The 19,369-nt window shown below is 39.3% G+C and carries 14 protein-coding genes; 6 read left to right on the top strand and 8 right to left on the bottom strand.

The annotated features are described in order from the left end of the window. Positions 1–71 precede the first annotated feature (71 nt). Positions 72–1,331, top strand: coding sequence for a diguanylate cyclase domain-containing protein (locus AC27JP_RS17050; RefSeq protein WP_487117128.1), 1,260 nt, complete (start codon positions 72–74; stop codon positions 1,329–1,331). Between the two features lie 27 nt (positions 1,332–1,358). Here AC27JP_RS17050 and AC27JP_RS17045 read toward each other — a convergent pair whose 3' ends face one another. Further along, positions 1,359–2,480, bottom strand: a complete 1,122-nt coding sequence (locus tag AC27JP_RS17045) for an OprD family outer membrane porin (protein WP_487117127.1) — start codon at positions 2,478–2,480, stop codon at positions 1,359–1,361. A gap of 227 nt (positions 2,481–2,707) precedes the next feature. Between AC27JP_RS17045 and AC27JP_RS17040 the strand changes: the two genes are divergently transcribed. The 3 genes from AC27JP_RS17040 (at position 2,708) to AC27JP_RS17030 (ending at position 8,354) form a co-directional block, all read left to right on the top strand. Continuing rightward, entirely contained in the window at positions 2,708–4,723 is a 2,016-nt protein-coding gene (locus AC27JP_RS17040) for a hypothetical protein (protein WP_487117126.1), read from the top strand. A 144-nt stretch (positions 4,724–4,867) separates the two neighbouring features. Beyond that, the gene (locus tag AC27JP_RS17035) at positions 4,868–5,344 is read left to right on the top strand and encodes a hypothetical protein (protein ID WP_487117125.1); all 477 of its coding nucleotides are present in this window, start codon (positions 4,868–4,870) and stop codon (positions 5,342–5,344) included. Between the two features lie 67 nt (positions 5,345–5,411). Further along, positions 5,412–8,354, top strand: a complete 2,943-nt coding sequence (locus AC27JP_RS17030) for a hypothetical protein (protein WP_487117124.1) — start codon at positions 5,412–5,414, stop codon at positions 8,352–8,354. Positions 8,355–8,755: 401 nt separating this feature from the next. Here AC27JP_RS17030 and AC27JP_RS17025 read toward each other — a convergent pair whose 3' ends face one another. Next, positions 8,756–9,118 (bottom strand): hypothetical protein, encoded by a 363-nt coding sequence (locus AC27JP_RS17025; protein WP_487117123.1) that lies wholly within the window; start codon positions 9,116–9,118, stop codon positions 8,756–8,758. Positions 9,119–9,553: 435 nt separating this feature from the next. On the opposite strand from AC27JP_RS17025, the gene AC27JP_RS17020 reads away from it, so the two are divergent. Beyond that, positions 9,554–10,303: a hypothetical protein gene (locus tag AC27JP_RS17020; RefSeq protein WP_487117122.1), complete on the top strand. Its 750-nt coding sequence runs from the start codon at positions 9,554–9,556 to the stop codon at positions 10,301–10,303. A gap of 286 nt (positions 10,304–10,589) precedes the next feature. Here AC27JP_RS17020 and AC27JP_RS17015 read toward each other — a convergent pair whose 3' ends face one another. Together AC27JP_RS17015 and AC27JP_RS17010 are read right to left on the bottom strand one after the other, a co-directional pair. After that, positions 10,590–12,185 carry a 2Fe-2S iron-sulfur cluster-binding protein gene (locus tag AC27JP_RS17015; protein ID WP_487117121.1) on the bottom strand — a complete coding sequence of 532 codons (1,596 nt, stop codon included), beginning with the start codon at positions 12,183–12,185 and terminating at the stop codon, positions 10,590–10,592. A 66-nt stretch (positions 12,186–12,251) separates the two neighbouring features. Continuing rightward, positions 12,252–12,797, bottom strand: coding sequence for a carboxymuconolactone decarboxylase family protein (locus AC27JP_RS17010; RefSeq protein ID WP_487117120.1), 546 nt, complete (start codon positions 12,795–12,797; stop codon positions 12,252–12,254). 129 nt (positions 12,798–12,926) lie between these two features. On the opposite strand from AC27JP_RS17010, the gene AC27JP_RS17005 reads away from it, so the two are divergent. Next, complete coding sequence (locus AC27JP_RS17005) at positions 12,927–13,829, top strand: LysR family transcriptional regulator (RefSeq protein ID WP_487117119.1); 903 nt, start codon at positions 12,927–12,929, stop codon at positions 13,827–13,829. Between the two features lie 32 nt (positions 13,830–13,861). Here the strand turns inward: AC27JP_RS17005 and AC27JP_RS17000 are convergent, their stop codons facing one another. From AC27JP_RS17000 to AC27JP_RS16985, 4 genes are all read right to left on the bottom strand, one after another. After that, the gene (locus AC27JP_RS17000) at positions 13,862–14,542 is read right to left on the bottom strand and encodes an ABC transporter ATP-binding protein (RefSeq protein ID WP_487080119.1); all 681 of its coding nucleotides are present in this window, start codon (positions 14,540–14,542) and stop codon (positions 13,862–13,864) included. A gap of 22 nt (positions 14,543–14,564) precedes the next feature. Continuing rightward, positions 14,565–16,976: an ABC transporter permease gene (locus tag AC27JP_RS16995; RefSeq protein WP_487117118.1), complete on the bottom strand. Its 2,412-nt coding sequence runs from the start codon at positions 16,974–16,976 to the stop codon at positions 14,565–14,567. 36 nt (positions 16,977–17,012) lie between these two features. After that, a complete protein-coding gene (locus AC27JP_RS16990; RefSeq protein WP_487117117.1) occupies positions 17,013–18,263 on the bottom strand; it encodes an efflux RND transporter periplasmic adaptor subunit in 1,251 nt (416 codons plus the stop codon). An 84-nt stretch (positions 18,264–18,347) separates the two neighbouring features. Further along, positions 18,348–19,175 (bottom strand): DUF2306 domain-containing protein, encoded by an 828-nt coding sequence (locus tag AC27JP_RS16985; protein ID WP_487117116.1) that lies wholly within the window; start codon positions 19,173–19,175, stop codon positions 18,348–18,350. Positions 19,176–19,369 lie beyond the last annotated feature (194 nt).

Below are 19,369 nucleotides of genomic sequence, written 5' to 3'. Positions count from 1 at the left end.
AAGACCCATACATTTGTGCTTTACTATTGATATGACTAAATTTTATTGCAGTATTTTTTAATCAGTAGCGAATGACATATTCTCAAACTAAAGTGATTGCAGTTTTTACATTGCTCTTTATGTTAATGGCAATAGTGTCGCTTATTGCCATTAAAAAACTACAGTATTCTGCGTCTACAGCACTAGCCGCGCGTACCGCAGCAGTTTTAGTTTCAACAATTAATCAAGCCAGAACTTCATATAGCCAAAATGCCGTGGCTAAATTGCGCGCACATCCTGATATATCAATACAATCACAATACCATCAAAAGCAATATGCTGTGCCTAACCCTGCGACATTTGCGATAGAATTAGGCGAAGCGATATCAGCACCAGAAAAAGGGCTTATTCTGCACACTTATAGTAATCACCCTTTTGTCAGTCGCAGCACAAATGGCGGCCCCCAAGATGATTTTCAAAAAGTCGCATTAGCAAAACTAACTCTGCAAAATCCAGTATTTGAACGCGTAGAAATGATAGGCGATAAAAATGTACTTCGTCATGCTGAAGCTATTTTTATGGAAGAAAGCTGTATTGACTGCCACAACAAGCATCCGGCAAGCCCTAAAAAAGATTGGAGAGTCGGTGATTTACGTGGCGCTGTTGATATCAGTATTCCATTAAGTGGTGATGATGAAGACATTACTAAAACAGTACAATATGCGTACGTGATATTTATCGCCTTCTCAATGCTAGGTTTTGTTAGCATGCTAGTGACTTTGCGACGAGCAGGCAACTTATCGAATGAGCTTGAATTAAAAGTTCAGCAAAGAACCAATACCCTAAACCAGCTAGCGCGCACTGACGCGTTAACGCTGATTGCCAACCGTCGACATTTTGAAGAATTTGGCATGCAAGTGTTTAATGCTAACACTAGCATCAATTGGCCAATGGCATTGTTAATCTATGACTTAGACCATTTTAAAAATATTAATGATACCTATGGGCATGATGCAGGAGATGAGTGTTTAAGAGCTGTAGCAAGTGCAGTCAATGATGCCCTGCGTGATAACAATGACTTTCATGCACGAATAGGCGGAGAGGAATTTGCGGTAATTTTACCGAATGTGACAAAAACAGAGCTTGAAAAAGTCATGGCTCGCATTTTAGCTAATGTCCGTCAGGTTTCTTTACCCTGTAATGCTAATTTACAAATAACCTGCAGCATAGGCGCAACTTTAATAGAATTTAGCAGCACTATCACCTTAAAAGAGGTCATGAGTACCGCCGACAAAGCACTATATCAAGCGAAACAAAATGGTCGAAATCAGGCTTGCTTTATTGAAGAATAAAACAAGCTTTGATTTAACTCTTCGCGCTTAAAAGCCAACATTAAACATGGCAAGCACCATATCCCCATCATCATGCATATGATGATAAGTAAAGTCGAACGCCATATCGTTGCCAAAGTCATAGCTGATCAGTAAATCAGTTTCATCTTCACCTTCATCAAAATCAACATGTGCTAGGCCAATAGTTACGTTATCAATGCCGGTATAATCAATGCCAACTCTAAGTGCTTTTTGATCAATAACACCATCAATCGTATGATCTTCTGCATTACTAAAAAATGGGCCGCCACCAAAGCCATTAATGATAGTGCCAGAAACATGATTGTATGCTGAACTAAAAGTAAAATCATTTAACGTATAGCTTGCTGTTATGCCGTAAACATCACCGTCAGGGCCTGTGTTATCATCACTATTATCTGATTGCTTAGCGTATTGTACGCCAATTGAAAATTGCTCAACTTCAACCATAGCTTCAAGATAAATTAAATCAGCTAAATCGTTAATATTGTAATACCAGCTTTGCAAAGCAACATTTTCAATGCCTTCGTAAACAGCGCCAAATACATTAACACCATCACTGTTATTCATATCAGTAAAGTCTTCTGGTTTATCCGAATCAACACCAGACCATTTATCTAAATGCGCCAAATATACAGTTGTGTCACTAAGGTCATTATTAGTGACTAAAATACCAGAAAAGGTATTAGGCACCATGCGAATATCATCCATATCGGCATGAGGCGAGTCAAAGCCAAAACGACCAACTTTCACCTCGGTTTCGCCCATATTGGCTTGTAAATAGGCTTGACCGAAAATGGCATAACTATCACCGTCTGATGCAAAAAAATCACCATTATCGTCATTAAACAATTTCTGGCTGGTATACAAAGTGCCCGTTGCACTAATCCCGTTCCAACTTGCACTGCTATAGCTTAACTCACCAGCAATTGCCGAACTTTCAACGCTATCGCCATTGCTATCTTCTGTTGAAATATAACCAAGTCGAAAATTACCTGAAAACTTACCTGCTGATATTGCACTACTTGCATCTTGCTGCTGGTTAGCATTTTCAAAAGCAAAGATAGAGCTTGAAAAAATACCGGCTATCGCAACAGCGACTATGGTGAGTTTTTTGTTAAAAAAGATCATGTTTAAAATTCGTTTTCAGGATAAAAGTGGCGCAAATATAAAGAGCAATTTCTCATCATTCAATAGCAAAAATGCCATTTTAAATGATAACTCAGCTAACCTTGATCTAGATTAATAAATACAAATAAGAATTACTCTCATTTCTTTTATTGATAAAATAAATGCGCTACCATGGCGGCATTATTTAGTATTAGTCTCGATTACCCAGTGTAAATTAAGGATAACTTGTGAAGAAATCTCTTGTAAGTCTCGCGATAATGGCATCATTACTTTCAGGGGCAGTAACGGCTGCTCAAACAAATATTGTTGATAAAACCCATTACCCTGCAAGTAACTTTTTAGCTTATACCGAGTTTGAATTATCTGGCGAGCCTTTAGCAGAAGCATTAGGTTTAGACTTAGATATCCTTGATGCAACAACAGCTAATACGCCAACCGCATTTGATTTTGCTGCAGGTATTGAAAGTTATGAATACTCAGAAGAAGCTATGTATGCGCTAAATTATCAATCAACCATGGGGCCACATTTAGCAAACGGGCCATTAAATAAAAAACGTGGTGGCAGTATTGAACAACTTAGCAAGCGTATCAACATCATGGCTGGCGCAGTAGGTTTAAGCCAAAGCGAAATCCCAAGTAATGTTTACCCATTATCCATGCCTTACACTTCAGGTAACCCTGAATTTGTTGCAAAGCCTGATACCACTGCTGGTGACGCCGAAACTTTCGATATCACCACAGCAAAAGGTGAAGACAAAACCATTATCTCGGTTACCCCTGCTTATGTTCACGATTACAAATCACTGGCATGGGATAGCAAAAGTTTTGATAAAAGTTTTAACCCTGCCGCGATTGGCGCTATTTTTCTAAAAGAAGTGATGTGGTCACAAGACTTTTTAGGCGGCATGCATGTCACCGAAACTGACGAAGAAGTTGAAGCAGAATCAGCGACCATGGACCAAGACGGTGTGCACAGTTTAGGTGTTTCTGCCGCTGATGGCTTTAACGGCATGATGCTGACCGAAATGTCGATTGATAAATTAATTATTATGCAGAACCAGCTTGGTTTTAATGGCAAGCAACTTGGCACTGCCTTTGGTCTTGATTATTCACCAAAAAATGGCGCTGTTTGGTTCCCACATAAAGTGCAAGTTAATGAAGGCGATATCAATGGCGTGAATAGTATTAAGTCATTAAAAGTTACTGATGCACGTTCAACCTTGCGTGACACCTGGCAAATGTTGTGGCCATTAGCAGAATTCTACGCATTTACTGATCAACGTATTGCCAATACAGGGCAAAACCCAGCAATGTTAGCGGTATTTGACGGCGCACCATTTGCAGCCGCGCCGAAAGTAAATACCGACAATAATCCGAATAATGACATTGTTAGTGATGATGCCTTTTCATTAGCCAACAACATTTCTAACTTAGTGTTTAAAAACTTGAGCGCTTTGCATTTTAATAAAACTCACGGCAGTTTTGTTAACGATTATCAAGTAAAGCAAGGTAGCTATGTAAATAGTTATGACGCCGCTTACACCATCGTTGCCTTATCAATTTATCAACGCGCTAAAGATGCCCTGCCAGTTGGTTATGCTGCCGCAGAAACTAGCGCTGTAAACCTAAAAACAACCGCAGGTAAACAAGCTCTTAGCATGGTAAAAGCACAGGCTGACTTTATTGTTAAACACTTGATCAATGATAAAGGTTTAGTTGTTGATGGTGCTAATATTGGCAAAGGTGTTAAAGCAGATAATTCAACATCATTAAAGAACCAGTTTGCTGCTATTCGTGGTTTAGTGGCGGCATTTTTAGCTACTAAAGATGATAGTTACAAAGCTGCTGCGCGCAGTATTTACCTTGCTGTTGAAAAGCACATGTTTGATAAAAACCTCAATACATGGGCCACAATTCCGGGTAAAGCGACAGTACATACGCCATACACAGAGGCTGCTATTTCTGGTGGCTTACGTGAAACCATTTTACATTTGCAAAATGAAGAAGGTGAACATAATCCAGCCTTTGAATTAGCAACATTAACCGCACGTTATGTTAGCTGGTTCAGTACGGTAATTAATGGTGCGATGCAGTTAGCAGAGCCAATTGGTGATACTGGTGAGTTGGTGATTAAAAATAGCAACAATGCTGATACCGACCAAGATGGCGTAAAACAAATTATTGCGGCAGGCGGAAAGTATGGCACAGCGCCAGTGATGGCGAATACAGTCAGCATTAAATAGTTGCTATAACTTAGTAAGGTTAAGCTCAGTGAAGCAATGAGTGAAGTTACTCAACTTAATCACTAAAAAAGAAAATAAAGCAGCAATAATGTCATTGCTGCTTTTGCCGTTATCCAGGATGCCAAAAAAAAGAAGATTAAAGATATGATGAACCTAGATAATTCAACAATGGTTAGCACCCCTACTGCGATGACTTCATCATGGTGGCAGCAACTTGCTTACCGTCACAAGTCAGCAGAGTTTTTGTTGTATCTTATGTTTATCAGTGGTGTATTGCTGTGGGATAAAATAGCGCTGAGTTGGCAAATATCACGCTGGTTATTACCTCTTCATATGATCATCGGTGTAACCTTATTCAGCATTATTGTTGGCACTTTTTGGAGTTCGCATCGTAAACTGATCACCAAAAGCAAAAAAACGTTTCTTCGCCAAACAGGTACGTTAATCGAATGGTTATTAGTCGTTTGCACCTTAAGTGGCTTTTATCTATTTTTTTACGGTAATACCGGAAATAACATCAGCCAACTCATACAAGACCTACATTTTTATTCTTCATGGTTATTAGCACCGGTTGTTTTTAGGCATGCGTTACGTTGGAGTATTTTAAATTTCCGCAAGTAACTCAATAGCTATTACTAAAGTCTCGTTATCGAGAATAATTTTTCAATTTTATAAGTTCGGAACAGCAATGCTTAAACGCCTAAAGTGGCCACTACTGCTAGTAGCAATCTCACTTCTTCAACTATTAAGTGCCAGCGCATCGGCGTCAGAAAAAAGTGCCTCAGTGCTTTTTAATAACGATAAAAGCAAAATATTTAGTGCCAACTTTGATGCCGGTAGCGTCAGCATTATTAATCGCGATAATGGCAAAATAATTAATGAACAAACGATAGGCCGAGACATACGCCGAATCGCTTATGCTGAAAAACAACAATTACTGCTGGCTAGCGACTTTCAAAACAACAAAGCAATTCTACTTGATGCAAAAACATTAGCGGTTAAAACAACGTTAGACGTGCCCGCTCGCCCTTTTGGCGTAATTTTCGATAATAAAAATCAACAGTTTTACCTCACTAGTTTCAAAGAAAATAAACTACTAACCGTTTCATTAACAGGTGAAATAACCCATACCATCAATACCGAGCAAACGCCTCGTGGTTTAGCGTTAACAGATGATGGTCGCTTATTGGTTAGTCACAGCTTATCAGGACAAGTATCGATTTATGATGTGAACGCCGAGCAGCCAGCACTGAAAAATATAATTCAGTTAATCGACACCCCAAGTAATAAAACTAAATCAGTGCCACAAGGTAAGCCGAGATTGCTCGACAATATCGCCATTAGCCCCGATGGTACAAAAGCTTGGCTACCGCATGTGTTATGGTCGTTTGGTCATGACTTTCAGTTTCAATCAAGTGTTTTCCCAACAGTTTCAATTATCGATTTAACGCCAGATAACGAGCACGAAATTACCGAGCAACGTAAGCAACTATTTAAGCAAATTAATATAATTGAAAGTGGCAATAAAGTTCGCATTGTTTCGAACCCACACGATGTACTTTTTAGTGAAAACGGCAAAAAGGTACTTATTTCATTGGCTGGCTCAGAAGACTTAATGGTCTTTGATTTATCACGAGAAGCGAGTGCAAATAAAAAAGCTAAAAAAAGAAAAGGCAAAAAACGCCATCGCCGGAAAAAGTTTCAAGGTGGCGCAAAAGTCACGCAAATTTACCGCAACGTACCGGGTGATAACCCAAAAGGCTTGCTGATAGATGGCCAAGAATTGTTTGTGCAAAATGCTATGTCATTAACCCTTGCTCACTTTGATACCGGCGCTGCTGGCCCTTTTGCAAAACTTAAATTAACGCAAGGTAACTTTGCTAATTTAGTTAACCACGACCCATTACCAGCACAAGTTCGTTTAGGGAAAACCTTATTCAATCAAGCCAACAGTGAAAAAAATAAAGACCACCCAATGGCGGGTGATTTTTGGATGAGTTGTAACTCTTGCCATTTCGACGGTTTTAATTTCACTAACAAACAATTAATGAAAGACGCGACAAAAGATAAATTCTCCAATGCTATTACAGGTCATGTTGATACCTATAAAATGATCGCTGGCGATCCTGTCGCCGCCTATATTGATATTATTCAAAAAACCCAGGGCGGTATGGGCGCAGATCCTGCTACTTCAGAAACCTTAACCGCCATTGATATGCTAAACCCACCTGTTGCTGTCGCTAAAATGATGGGCGCGTTAAATAGCTATGTACGCACACAAGAAAACCTACCTTACCTTTCTACTTGGTTAAAACTTGATGACGATAAAAAATACGCCCATCCAAAAGAATGGTTAAGCTCAGCGCAATGTAAAGACTGTCATAGCACCATTTACGACCAATGGGCTGATTCAAATCATGGCATGAACATGGATCATCCTTACTATCGTTATCAAGAAAATGTAGCAGCAGAGCTTGAAGGTGAAGAGTTTCGAGTACTGTGTAGAGGTTGTCATACACCACAAATGGTCATCAACAATGATAATTCAGCGTTAAGTGAGTTTGGCGATATGTGGGAAAAGAACGCCGAATCCTTAAATGCTGCTTATCAGCATGGCACGCCAGTTAATGAGCGTGGTACAGGTTGCGTATTCTGTCATCGTATTACTGAAGCGGAAGACGCAGGTGGTAATACCGATTTAACCGTCAATATTAAAGACCGTACTAGCTATATTTTTGAAGACAGCAATAATCAATTTTTACAGTGGTTAGCTAAAAAACAAATTAACGCTGCGCCGAAAGCACATAAAGCCTCTTATTCAAAGCCTGAGCTTTACCAAAGCTCGCTTTACTGTGCTACTTGCCATAACGAATTCACTACTGGTCCTGGCGCGAAAATAAATGACAACTTCGGCGAGTGGTTAGCATCACCATTTAATTCACCTGACGACCCTAGCCAACACAAAACCTGTATTGATTGTCATATGACCCAAGATGTGACTAATTTTGACAACAAAGTTGCTGGTCAATCAACTGACGACGGACCGATAAAAAGTAATATGCGCTCACATCATTTTGCTGGCGGTAATTATTACTTCACTGGTATGCGTAACCCTGAACATAAAAAGTTAAGCATCGACATTCTAAAAACAGCATTAACGCTATCGGTTGAGAAACAAGGTAATACCTTCACCGCGAATGTCACCAACGTCAACTCAGGACATGATATGCCCGGCGGCGCTAGACGCCAAGTTTGGCTGGAAGTTATCGCGACCGATGCTAGCGGTAAAGAAGTGTTTAGCTCAGGCGTAATGAACAATGGCTACATTCCAAAAGATGCTCGACGCTTTATTAAAATTGGTGTCGATAAAGACGATAAGCCAGTAGGTTTACGCTTTTGGCGTTATGTAAAACTCAGCCAAGACACTCGTATTAAGTCAGGTCAAACCCGGCAAGAAAGCTATGAATTGCCAAGTAATATTCAATATCCACTGACAGTAAAAACACGCGTGCTATATCAAGTGTTTGCCAAAGGCTTAACCGAAAAAGTTCGTGCTGCTTTTCCTAAGGAAAATATTCCTGAGCCAGAAGTTATTGAATTGATTAATGTTAAAAAAGAGTATTTTGAATAAATCACCTTTAACTAATGCCTGTGATGTTGGGTCACTACTCGAAATTAATTAGCGCTGCAAAACACCGTTCGCAGCGCTTTTAATCTGTCATAGTGCAAACTTAATCAGACATTTTAAAATTTAGAGGTTTTAATCAGACGTTACAGTAGCGATAGTTACCATAGCAGTCGTTCAGTGTTCATTTTGTAACGCTCATTTTTTGCGTATAAAAGGTGTTAGCTATTGGTTGTTCTTTAGGTCAACTATTCGCTAAATAGCGGGCAAAGATATATCTAAAGATGTGAATAGTAATACAGTGCTAATCTTGGTAAACAATTAAATATTTTTCTCGTGTCTAAGCATAAGAGATAAATACCATGTCGGATTAGTTTTTATAGAATTAGAGTCAGCACTTTGGATCACTAACATGAAATATATATATTGGTTTTAGAATTCTCACATATTCTTCGATAAACTATCCACTTAGCGAACTTGAGTTTTACTATTTCTTTGCCATCCTTCTTAATATTCACGCATTTAAGATATTCAATCTCAGCTGCTGAAATAGGTTCACCATCTACCACTCGATAGAGAGCATATTCAGGAGATTTTATTACCGAACCTAAAGAATACCCAATTCCAGCGTATAAACAAATTCCCTGTAAATCATAAGAATTTTTATCTTTTGCCAATGTAGGATTTTCTTTTTGTTCAATAGCTGAAACAGATGTAATGATAAATAAACAATTAAAAACTAATATTTGTATAAGTGCTCTTATGGACATATACCTTCCTTAGAGTGAAGAGGTTTTGTTAATTTATTAAATCATTTGTTGTAAACGAATTAATAAGTATTACTAAGTGCTCGTCATAAAAACATCTCGAAAATTATAATTTATAAAGTCTGAACATTCCAACTTCAGCTTATATCTATATCTTTTTATCCATTTTTAGTTGACTCGCTATAATTATTTTTATTCTCTGAAAAGCTAATAAATCCCTCTTGATTTTGTAAAAAGTTTCCCAAATAAATGCAGTTGTCGAAAAATAAACTATTCTTTAATGGTTTAATAAATTTGTATTCAGAACGGATATTGACCTATTTAACTTTTTAACGATGCGTGAATTCACAGAAAAACATTCTTAGCTGAATAAACTGTTTCATTGAAGTGAAAGGAATATTAATAAGTTGAGGATTTTAACATCTAAAGGAGAAATATATGAATACTATACCAAAGGCACATATTCAGCAGTATAACACCCTTTTAAGTGTCGAGATAGCAAACGAAAATTTAACTAGAGTAAAAAAAGAAGAAGTACTCAATGAGCTATGTGAACTTATTGTTAGACATGAACTCCACTTTATTGTGGGAATCCGATTATTGCACAATCATTGTTTAATCGATAAAAATGAGTTTATGCTGGAAAGTGTTGAAGAACATCCTCAAATAGGAGAATGTTTATCCACAGTTGCCACGTCCACAATCAGCAATACAAAGGAATACTCAGCAAATAGCTGGAAATATATAAGTGGCAGTTTTGTTCCTCTTGAGTTTTCTACAGATCGTCTTTCGTTTTTTGATTATGATTTCATAAAGAAATACGATAAGTTTTTTTGTGAGTTTGGTAGCATTTTGAAAAAATATAATGTAACCGAAATTTTGGGCCCTTGTATAATTAGGAGGGAATTTTTTAGCAAAAACAACAAGAATGACAACTCAATCCTCGTGGAGACCTGTGAAGAATATAGAAGAGCCAATATATTGAGGTTTGATTTCGCTAATGAATACGAAGCCGAGAAACTCATTCAAACCACATGGTTAGCTGCGCCAAAAGAAAATACAACTCAGTGTACGTCAAATTGTGCACCTGCATCATGTGTACCGCATACCGTTTGTGTTACTGATGAACGAGGAGGCCATAGTAGCCGAACTCACCACTCTAGTTCCCATACACGTCAACACGGATAACAATCCAATTCATCCTATATTCCTCATAACATACGCTTGGATGTCACGTATGTTATGAGGATGGATTTTAGGTGTACCAATACGTCCGATTTCGTATCTAAGTAATCGTTAGCAAAGTGTAAATTTTGCATTTTTCTATGTATCCTAAGTGGTAAAAGTTAGTGTTATGAGATGAAACACCACAAGCAGCTTAGAGCTTATTGCTGTCGCTCAGGTGTAGTTAAGCTCTGATATTAAAATGTAGGATCAAGTTTGAACCCTACATTTAATATCAGCAATTTACACTTTATAAATCTATTATTAGTGCGTTTGCTTTCGGGCGTGATACACACAAACACATTTTACCATTTGCTCTTTCTACTGGCGTTAAACATTCATCTAAGTGTTCAATCTCACTATTTTCAGCAACATTTACTACACAACTTTTACACTCGCCTGTCATACAACTATAAGGCGCATCAACACCTGCAGCCAATACCGCATCAAGCAAACTTTGTTCTGCTGCGACTTCGATGCTAATTTTCGATTTATTTAAGGTTAACTGACAAGCGTTTGCTGATTGAGTAATCTCCCTCGAGAACTGCTCAAAGTGAATGCGTTCTTTATTTATGCCAAGTGCTTTTGCATATTGTTGATATTCTCTTAGCATTGCTTCTGGGCCACAGAAATAAAAATGTGTTTCCGCTTCTTGCTCGCTCATCAATGATTTGAGCTTCAGTTTTTTACCTTCAATTGAAGGGTACAGAAATAATTTATCAGCCAATTGTCGAGTTAGCCTGTCAGCATATGCCATATGTTCACGGCTGCGCCCTGCATAGTGCAGTTCGAATGAGGCATGCTGCTGAAGCAACGCTAATGCCATCGATTTAATTGCCGTTATACCAATACCTGCTGCGATTAAGACACTATGTTGTCGATTCTTTGCTAAAGGAAAAAAGTTTTCTGGCATCCGACAATTTAACCTTAAGCCAATATCAAATTGTTGATGAAGACTTTGTGAACCACCTTGACCTTGTTGTTCTTTTTTTACCGCTATTTCATAACAATCAGTACGCTTAGGGTTACTGCTTATCGAATAGTTTCGCCAAACCAATTGTTCATTTAATAATTGCACTGGTACTTGAATATGAGCGCCAGCAGTTATTTCAGGTAAAGGGCTACCATCAGCACTACGTAATTCATATGCTCTGATTTCAGGGGTTAATTGCCGTATTCCTGCGATAACTAACGAAAGTTCACCGTCACCTAATTGTTCAAATTTATCGACTTTTTTATTTGCACTCATTTGTAATTTCAATTGCGATTTTAATGAATCAACCTGTGCTTGCAGTGGATCAAGCAATGCGGTTAATTCCACTTCGTTGTAACGTGGAGTGATGTGCTGAGGACAGTTCCAATCAAATGCTGATATTTTGATGACAAAACCACGCTCTACTCTTGCTCGGTAGTGGTTATCTTCCAGTGCAGCTAAAGTTGTCCAATCTTGTTCATCAACCTGTGAAATATGCCCTAAAATTTTTAAACGTCGTCGATTAGGGTAATCCATTAAAATAATCGAGACTTTGTCATTGGTTCTAAAATTTCCGGTGCTAACATATTGTCGATTACCTTTATAATCAGCAAAGCCAATAGTTTGCGCGTCAATAACTTTTAAAAAACCATTTGGCCCACCTCGATGTTGCACATACGGCCAGTCAGTTTCACTGACACTTGCCATGTAAAAGCTGTCTCGTTGAGCAATAAATTCCGCTTCCATCGCCGACAACAAGTAGTTGTGGTCTTCGCCAGTGTCCATACTGGCATAACCTTGACGACTGTTCTGCTCACGTTGTACTTGTCTAACAGTTTCAGTAAAAGCAATTTTTGCGTATTGATGAGCCATAATAGTTTCCTTATGAAATGGGCTATTGAAGAGCAAACTCCTCAATAGCTAAACAAGCGACTCAGACTAAGAAGCCTGTTTTAATTCAACTTTTGGAAAGTCGATTTCAACACGACTTGCCTTGGCTAAAATATTGGTTAAAACATTCATACCAACATGGGTGATAATTTCAACGATTTCAGCATCATTAAAGCCAACATTACGAATTTCTAGTAATTCTGCAGTTGATACTTCACCACTATTTTCAGCTAGTGAGCGAGCAAATTTTACTGCCACGCTGGCTTTAGCATCTTGGCTATCACCTGCTCGGTTCGCTAGCATTTCATCGCCTGTTAACCCTGCCTTTTTACCAATGGCGGTATGTGCCGAAACACAATATTGACAGGCATTTTGTTCGGCTAAACCTAAGGCAATACGCTCTTTAGTTTTGCCATCTAATGCACCTTCACTCGCAATAGTATGCAAACCAAGAAAAGCCTGTAACGCGCTTGGTGAATTAGCAAATACTTTGAGAAAATTAGGTACAACACCTAGCTTTTGTTCAATCGCTGAATAAAGCACTTGCTGTTGCTCATTCGCTTGCTCTGTTGACACTAAATTAATTCGACTCATGATTCATTCCTCTTTAATAAAATGGTGGTTTTGATCCCCTACTTCAGGATGAAGCTAGTGTGCAATAATTCACTTTATTTAAGAATATAGAAAATATACAATTAATTATTTCAATTTCTGGAACAATCAATGTTAGACCAAATACAACTTATGCGTATTTTTGTTGCTGTTGCAGAAGAGCAAGGTTTTGCTGCTGCTAGTCGTCAGTTAAATATGTCGCCACCAACGGTAACACGTGCTATTGCTATGCTTGAAGACAGGTTGGCGGTAAAGCTTTTTAATCGCACCACTCGTTATGTACGCGTTACTGATGCAGGTTTACGTTATTTAGAAGATGTAAAGCGCATACTAAATGACATCACCTTGGCAAATGAAGCGGCACAAGGTGTAAATGCCAAGCCACAAGGCAGTTTAAGTGTCACGGCGCCGGTACTGTTTGGGCAGAAGTTTGTTTTACCCGCGGCTATTGAATACCTAAATCATTATCCAAATACCGAGGTTAAGACTATATTTCTCGACCGCATTGTTAACTTACTTGAAGAGGGATACGACCTTGGCGTTCGTATAGGCGAATTAACCGACTCTTCCATGCGCGCTAAAAGGGTTGGTTCAGTAAGGTTGGCACTCGTTGCCTCTCCTGAGTATCTTGCCAAGAATAATATTCCTCAACATTATAGCGAGCTAAAAGATCATGCCTTAATAGCGGTACAAGCCGGTAGCCTTACGCCTGATTGGAAGTTTGTCGACAATGGTAAAACCATCACCCAACGTATTAAATCAAGACTTAGCGTGACGACAAATCAAGCCGCTATTAACGCTGCCGTTGCCGGCTTTGGTATTACACGTATCATTTCCTACCAAGTAGTTGATGAGCTTGCTAGTGGCAAACTCAAATTTATTTTAGAGCCTTTTGAGCTTGCCCCGTTACCACTGAATATTGTTCATCGAGAAGACCGACTATCATCAGCAAAAGTTAGAAATTTTATTGACTTACTTGCCGGTCATTTATCTGAGCACGGTGCTTTTAATTAAACTAAGAAAAAACGTTAATTTAATACCAAAGTTTATCGTAAAACGCCATCATCTAACTCAACAATTCGCCGACTTCGTTTGGCAAATCGAGCGTCATGGGTCACCATACAAATCGTACGCCCTTCCTCATGAAGTTCATCAAACAAATCCATAATCGCCTCGCCATTAGCAGAGTCTAAGTTTCCTGTTGGCTCATCAGCAAGTAATACCGACGGATCAACCACCAAACTTCTAGCGACAGCAACGCGTTGCTGCTGACCGCCTGATAACTGTGCCGGATAAAACTTCGCCCGTTCCGCCATATTTACTTTCTCAAGCGCATTCATGGCGATTTCTAAGCGCTGCTTTTTCTTCATTTTTCGATAAGATAACGGCAGTGCCACATTTTCCAATACCGTTAAATCACCAATTAAGTTAAATGACTGAAAAATAAAACCTATTTCTTGATTTCGAATTGTCGCTCTTTGATAAACATCTAACTCGTGTACGTGATGGCCGTTTAACAAATATTCGCCGTGAGTTGAGCTATCAAGTAAACCTAAAATGGATAACAATGTTGATTTTCCGCAGCCGGACGGACCGGCAATGCTGACATATTCGCCAGCATTAATTGTCAAGTTTATCTCCTTTACCGCACTAATAACGCCCGCATCGGTGATAAAGTTTTTGGTAAGATCTCTTAAGCAAATCAATGGTGTTTCTTCTATCATCATTTAATTCCTATTCCATTATATTTTACTGTTCACGTAATGCCTGATTAGGTTGTACTCTAGTGGCTTCTTTTGCTGAAATAAAAGTTGTTACTGTCGCCACTAACATCACCGAAACAGCAACTGCCGTATACATCAGAAAATTGACTGCTTCGGTTTTAAATAACAATTCATGGAGAAATGGCGAAATAAAAATCATAATACTGGCGCCAATGCTTAAACCAACCAAACACAGCGTCATTCCTTGCAAGACAAATAATCGACGTACTTGTCTAGGGTTTGCTCCCAATGCCAGTCGTATACCAATTTCCTTTCTACGTTGACTGATACTGTAAGTAACAATGCCAATAACACCGCTTAAGGTGATTAAAAATGCGAGTAAGGCAAACAGAGACATTAACACCCCAACTAATTTAGCAGATGCAATGGAGCGCTCTTTAATAAAGGTGAATTTATCTATACTTGCAATCGCCTGCTTTGGATTAATACTATCAATAACATTGCGAATGATTTTATATAACTGCGCTTCAGAGTTTTTTGTATTGACTAACAATTGCAAATCATAATGCCAATTGGCAATCCAAGGCACATAGAAGGTCGGCACGGGAGTTATATCGATACCGACTTCTCGAATATCACCCACTACCCCTTTAATTGTCAGCCAAGTAACCCCTTCATCTAACGATATTCGACGACCTACAGGCTCTTCGTTGTTAAAATACTTCTCTGCAAAGCTTTGACTAATTAAACAAACTTTCGGGCTGTTTTTATCATCGATATCTTGTAAATAACGGCCCTGCAATAATGGAATATTCAGCACTTGATGAAAATTTGCCGACACTTCATTTTTCAATGCTTCAGGACGTTCATCAACGTGAACAGGAGCTTGCCCTTCAATTTGGAAAAAACGGCGTTTATCTCGACCTTGCTGTAACGGCACTTCAGAAGAAAAAGCGACGTTATTTATTTCCGGCAGCGATGTTAATTTAGCTGCCACTTCCACCACCATTTGCTCACGGTTTGTCGCACTTGAGGATAAATCTACCGCCATAATATCAACGGTATCAAAACCTGTTTCCTGAACGTTTAAGCGGTATAAACTTAAGCTTACTAATGACGCGCTGGTTAAAATAATAAAAGACAGTGAAAATTGTGCGACCAGCAATACTTGCCGCAGCTTAATACTGCTGCCACTGGCGGTAATATTACCGCTACCTTCCTTTAAGGCATGATTGATATTACGCTTTTTAAATGCCGCCGTGGCACCGCTAAGAATACCGGTAAGCACAGACACTAAAATACAAAAGACTAATACATTGGCATTAATTTTTACTTCGCTCGCCAGTGGCGTGTAGAGATTGGCGAAGTTACTTAATAAACCAACCGATAAAAATGCCAATAATAAGCCGAGAATACCGCCGATGACCGACAATAAAATACTCTCAGTTAATACTTGCCGTGCAATTCGGCGAGGATCAGCACCTAAGGCTTCTCTAATTGCCAACTCCTGCTTACGTGCTGCGGTTCGTGCTAAATTCAAATTCGCGACATTCGCACACGCGATCAGTAACACCAAACTGGTAATGCCCATCAACAAATAAAAAGTAGGGCCAGATTCACCCGCCATATCAGTGCGCATAGGTGTTAATGTATTGCTTAAACCTGCGGCCTTCGGATAACTTTCAGGATATTGCGCAAGCAATTGACCGGCAATGGTATTTAAATCAAGACTCGCCTTTTGCAAACTCACTTGTTTTTTCAATTTGCCGTACATCATAGAAATAGGTCGATCTCGACGACTAATGAACATTTCATTACCACGGCCTGGGCATGAAGAAGAGCCAATCCAAATATCATTTTTAAACGGGTATGCCGGTAAAGGTGGTAATACGCCAATCACTTGGTGTATGGCGTTATTCATTTCTAAATTACGGCCAATTACATCAGGGTCACTGCCAAACTTTTCTCGCCAATAGTGATGAGATAACACAATTAATGGTAATGCTCCTGGCTCATCTTCTCCGGGTAGAAAGGTTCTCCCTAGCAGAGGTTGAATAGATAGCATTTCAAAAAAATCCCAACTAACCACACCCGCTTCAACATTAGATGCATCGCCGTGGCCAAGTAAGGTAAAGGGCATTTGATGATATTCAACCAAGTGTGAAAAACTTTGATTTTTGTCGATATAATCTAATGCCGTCGGCACTGAAACCGGTACGTCATAGCGGTCAATATTAGGCTGGTTGGTTTTCAACTTAACTAATTGCTCGCCTTCTTTAAAAGGCAAAGGCGCAAGTAATACATTGTGCACTAAGCTATAAATCGCCGCATTAGCGCCAATTCCGAGCGCTAGCGTTAATACAATTAGCGCACATATCGCTGGCGCCCGTGTAAAACTCTTGACGGCAAATAAAATATCTTCAATTAAGCTTTGCATTAATAGGTGTCCTTTTTACTTTATTAAACGGGCTCATTAGCGCAATGATATTTTGTTAATTTCGCTATACTTTTGTGTCGATGATACCACGACTTGTTGACCCACTTTCAGCGGCGAAACAATCTCAATATCGTCAACAGACGAACGACCAAATGTGATCAGCTTACGTTCAGCCTCTGTTGCGGTTGGGTTAACAACAAATAAACTACGAGCCGAATATTCTTGACTAAACACAGGGCGCTTTATTTTTAAAACATCGGTAATATGCTCTAATTCAATAATTCCTTCGATGCGCATATCTGCACGGGCATCTTTAAAAATATCGTCATCAAAGTGCACATCAACGTTGACAACCCCCAACTGCACAACAGGGTTTATTCGTTGCACATAACCTTGCGCTTGACGCCCATTCACTTTCACAATTACGGTTTGTCCTTTACGAACGTCCTTAACTTGGCTTTCTTGCACGTTAAGTTGGGCCTTTAAATTGTTTTTCCCTGCAACTCTTGCCAATATTGCACCGGTTCTAAAAGACTCGCCAGCCTGCACCGACACATCTTGAATAACCCCTTTGCTCGTTGCCTTGACATACAACTCATCGGCTAATTGTTCTTGCAGTGCTAAAAGCCCTTGTGCTTTATCGATTTTCGCTTGTGCCGCCAGTAATTCTGCTGCTTGCATCTTAGGTAAGCTTTGCAGTAATTCAAACTCTAACTGAGATTGAATTTTTAATTGCTGTGACATAACGATTGATTCTTCGTGGTCAATACTCGAAACAGCACCGGTATCAACCAAACTTTGGTTAGCTTTCTCTCGCAATTTCGCCATGGCATAGCGGGCATTAAAATCGGCAACAACAATTTTCTGTTTGAGTGTCATTTGTTGCCATTTTTGGACCAATGCATGATATTGCGCTTTTAACACCTCGATATCTAACTTTGCCTCTGCCACCATCTGAGATAATTGCGGGTTCTCTAATTCCATAATCGTGCTGCCAACGTCAACTTCATCACTGGCATGCAGCAATACACGCTTAACACGGCCACTTGATGTTGCGGCAATAAAATTGGCCTCAATCGGCACAAATTTTCCTGGTGCCCGAACCTCACGCAACAAATCGCCCTGCTCAACAGTAGCAATAATTAACTCGTCACGAGATACATTTACTTGCTGGCTATTTTTATTTAAATACTGCCAAATAAAAAAGAGCACTATCAATGAAGTTACTAATAGCACAAGCCATTTAATTAAACGCTTACTCGCGACTCTTTTTTCGGGAATGTGCATTTTATCTCCTTGCCATTCACGCCATTATCAACGCTGAAAATAATGATTAATATCAACACCGTTAAACAAATATAAAACTGCTCGTTAGATATTAGGTAGCCAAAATATATGGGCCGCTGAATAGATACCTATTGCCATGGCAATGGTCAATGCGAATATGACACTTGATAAGACAAGTTGCGCGGAATGTTGGCCTTTATCTCGAACGCGTAAATAGATTTCAAGTATAAGTAACGGCACAAGATAGCCAGCAAAGTTTAAAACTAAATCAAAAGGGCCGGTTAAATTGCCATTGGTACCTGGAGATCTGCCGTCATGTATAAACATCCAAAAGCCACGGATAACACGAAAAAACCACACGCCACTAACAACGATAAATAGGCGCAATGCCCAACGTCGGTGCAGATCAAAACGTCTTGCCATTGCTGTTTTTAGTGCCATGATCGCAAAGACAAAAATGAGGGCACCGTCTAACGATGTGCCAAGCTGGCCGAAGAAACCACCAATAATAGCCTCTCTGGTCCAAATCATATAAATGGATGCAACACTCATCACTAATGCAGTAGTGATATATAAACGGCCATTGAAACGATGGAACTGCGGGAAATTATTACGTAGCTGCGGAATTAGTTGCAATGGTCCACAAAATGATATGACAAATGCCAGAAGAATATGGAGAAAAACTGCGAGATTACCAAGCCAATCTCCTTCGATAATACCGTGTATCATTCTGCGCGACCAAGTCTGCCAATCACCTTCTAAGGCGCTACTGCCATAAAAAACCATGATGTAATAAGCAAAAAGCCATTGCCCGGCAATAGCGGTAATCAACCAAAACTTAGCGCTTAATGCTAAGAAGTTTTTTGTAAATTCACGACTCACGGATAGACCCGTTGCACTCACTGCTGTCATGCTAACTCTCCAATTTAGTTTCAAGATTAGCCCTGTTGCTATTGAACATGTTCAACCATTACAACAGTGCTTTGTGCTACTAAATTTAAGCGTTAATTCCAGCGCTCTAAAGGCCCAATGTGTGTCAAATCTCAAGTACAATTTGAAATAAAAAACATTAAAACCCAATAAAAAAGTAATAAAAAACACATAAA

The organism is Colwellia sp. SU-HH01172 (genome assembly GCF_057553355.1).
This window is presented reverse-complemented; position numbering and strand designations above follow the sequence as displayed.

What these genes read in the sequence shown, in the direction of transcription:
- AC27JP_RS17050 (WP_487117128.1), top strand. Translation starts at nt 72, where the DNA reads ATGACATATTCTCAAACTAAAGTGATTGCAGTTTTTACATTGCTCTTT.
- AC27JP_RS17045 (WP_487117127.1), bottom strand. Translation starts at nt 2,480, where the DNA reads ATGATCTTTTTTAACAAAAAACTCACCATAGTCGCTGTTGCGATAGCC.
- AC27JP_RS17035 (WP_487117125.1), top strand. Translation starts at nt 4,868, where the DNA reads ATGATGAACCTAGATAATTCAACAATGGTTAGCACCCCTACTGCGATG.
- AC27JP_RS17030 (WP_487117124.1), top strand. Translation starts at nt 5,412, where the DNA reads ATGCTTAAACGCCTAAAGTGGCCACTACTGCTAGTAGCAATCTCACTT.
- AC27JP_RS17025 (WP_487117123.1), bottom strand. Translation starts at nt 9,118, where the DNA reads ATGTCCATAAGAGCACTTATACAAATATTAGTTTTTAATTGTTTATTT.
- AC27JP_RS17020 (WP_487117122.1), top strand. Translation starts at nt 9,554, where the DNA reads ATGAATACTATACCAAAGGCACATATTCAGCAGTATAACACCCTTTTA.
- AC27JP_RS17015 (WP_487117121.1), bottom strand. Translation starts at nt 12,185, where the DNA reads ATGGCTCATCAATACGCAAAAATTGCTTTTACTGAAACTGTTAGACAA.
- AC27JP_RS17010 (WP_487117120.1), bottom strand. Translation starts at nt 12,797, where the DNA reads ATGAGTCGAATTAATTTAGTGTCAACAGAGCAAGCGAATGAGCAACAG.
- AC27JP_RS17005 (WP_487117119.1), top strand. Translation starts at nt 12,927, where the DNA reads ATGTTAGACCAAATACAACTTATGCGTATTTTTGTTGCTGTTGCAGAA.
- AC27JP_RS17000 (WP_487080119.1), bottom strand. Translation starts at nt 14,542, where the DNA reads ATGATGATAGAAGAAACACCATTGATTTGCTTAAGAGATCTTACCAAA.
- AC27JP_RS16995 (WP_487117118.1), bottom strand. Translation starts at nt 16,976, where the DNA reads ATGCAAAGCTTAATTGAAGATATTTTATTTGCCGTCAAGAGTTTTACA.
- AC27JP_RS16990 (WP_487117117.1), bottom strand. Translation starts at nt 18,263, where the DNA reads ATGCACATTCCCGAAAAAAGAGTCGCGAGTAAGCGTTTAATTAAATGG.
- AC27JP_RS16985 (WP_487117116.1), bottom strand. Translation starts at nt 19,175, where the DNA reads ATGACAGCAGTGAGTGCAACGGGTCTATCCGTGAGTCGTGAATTTACA.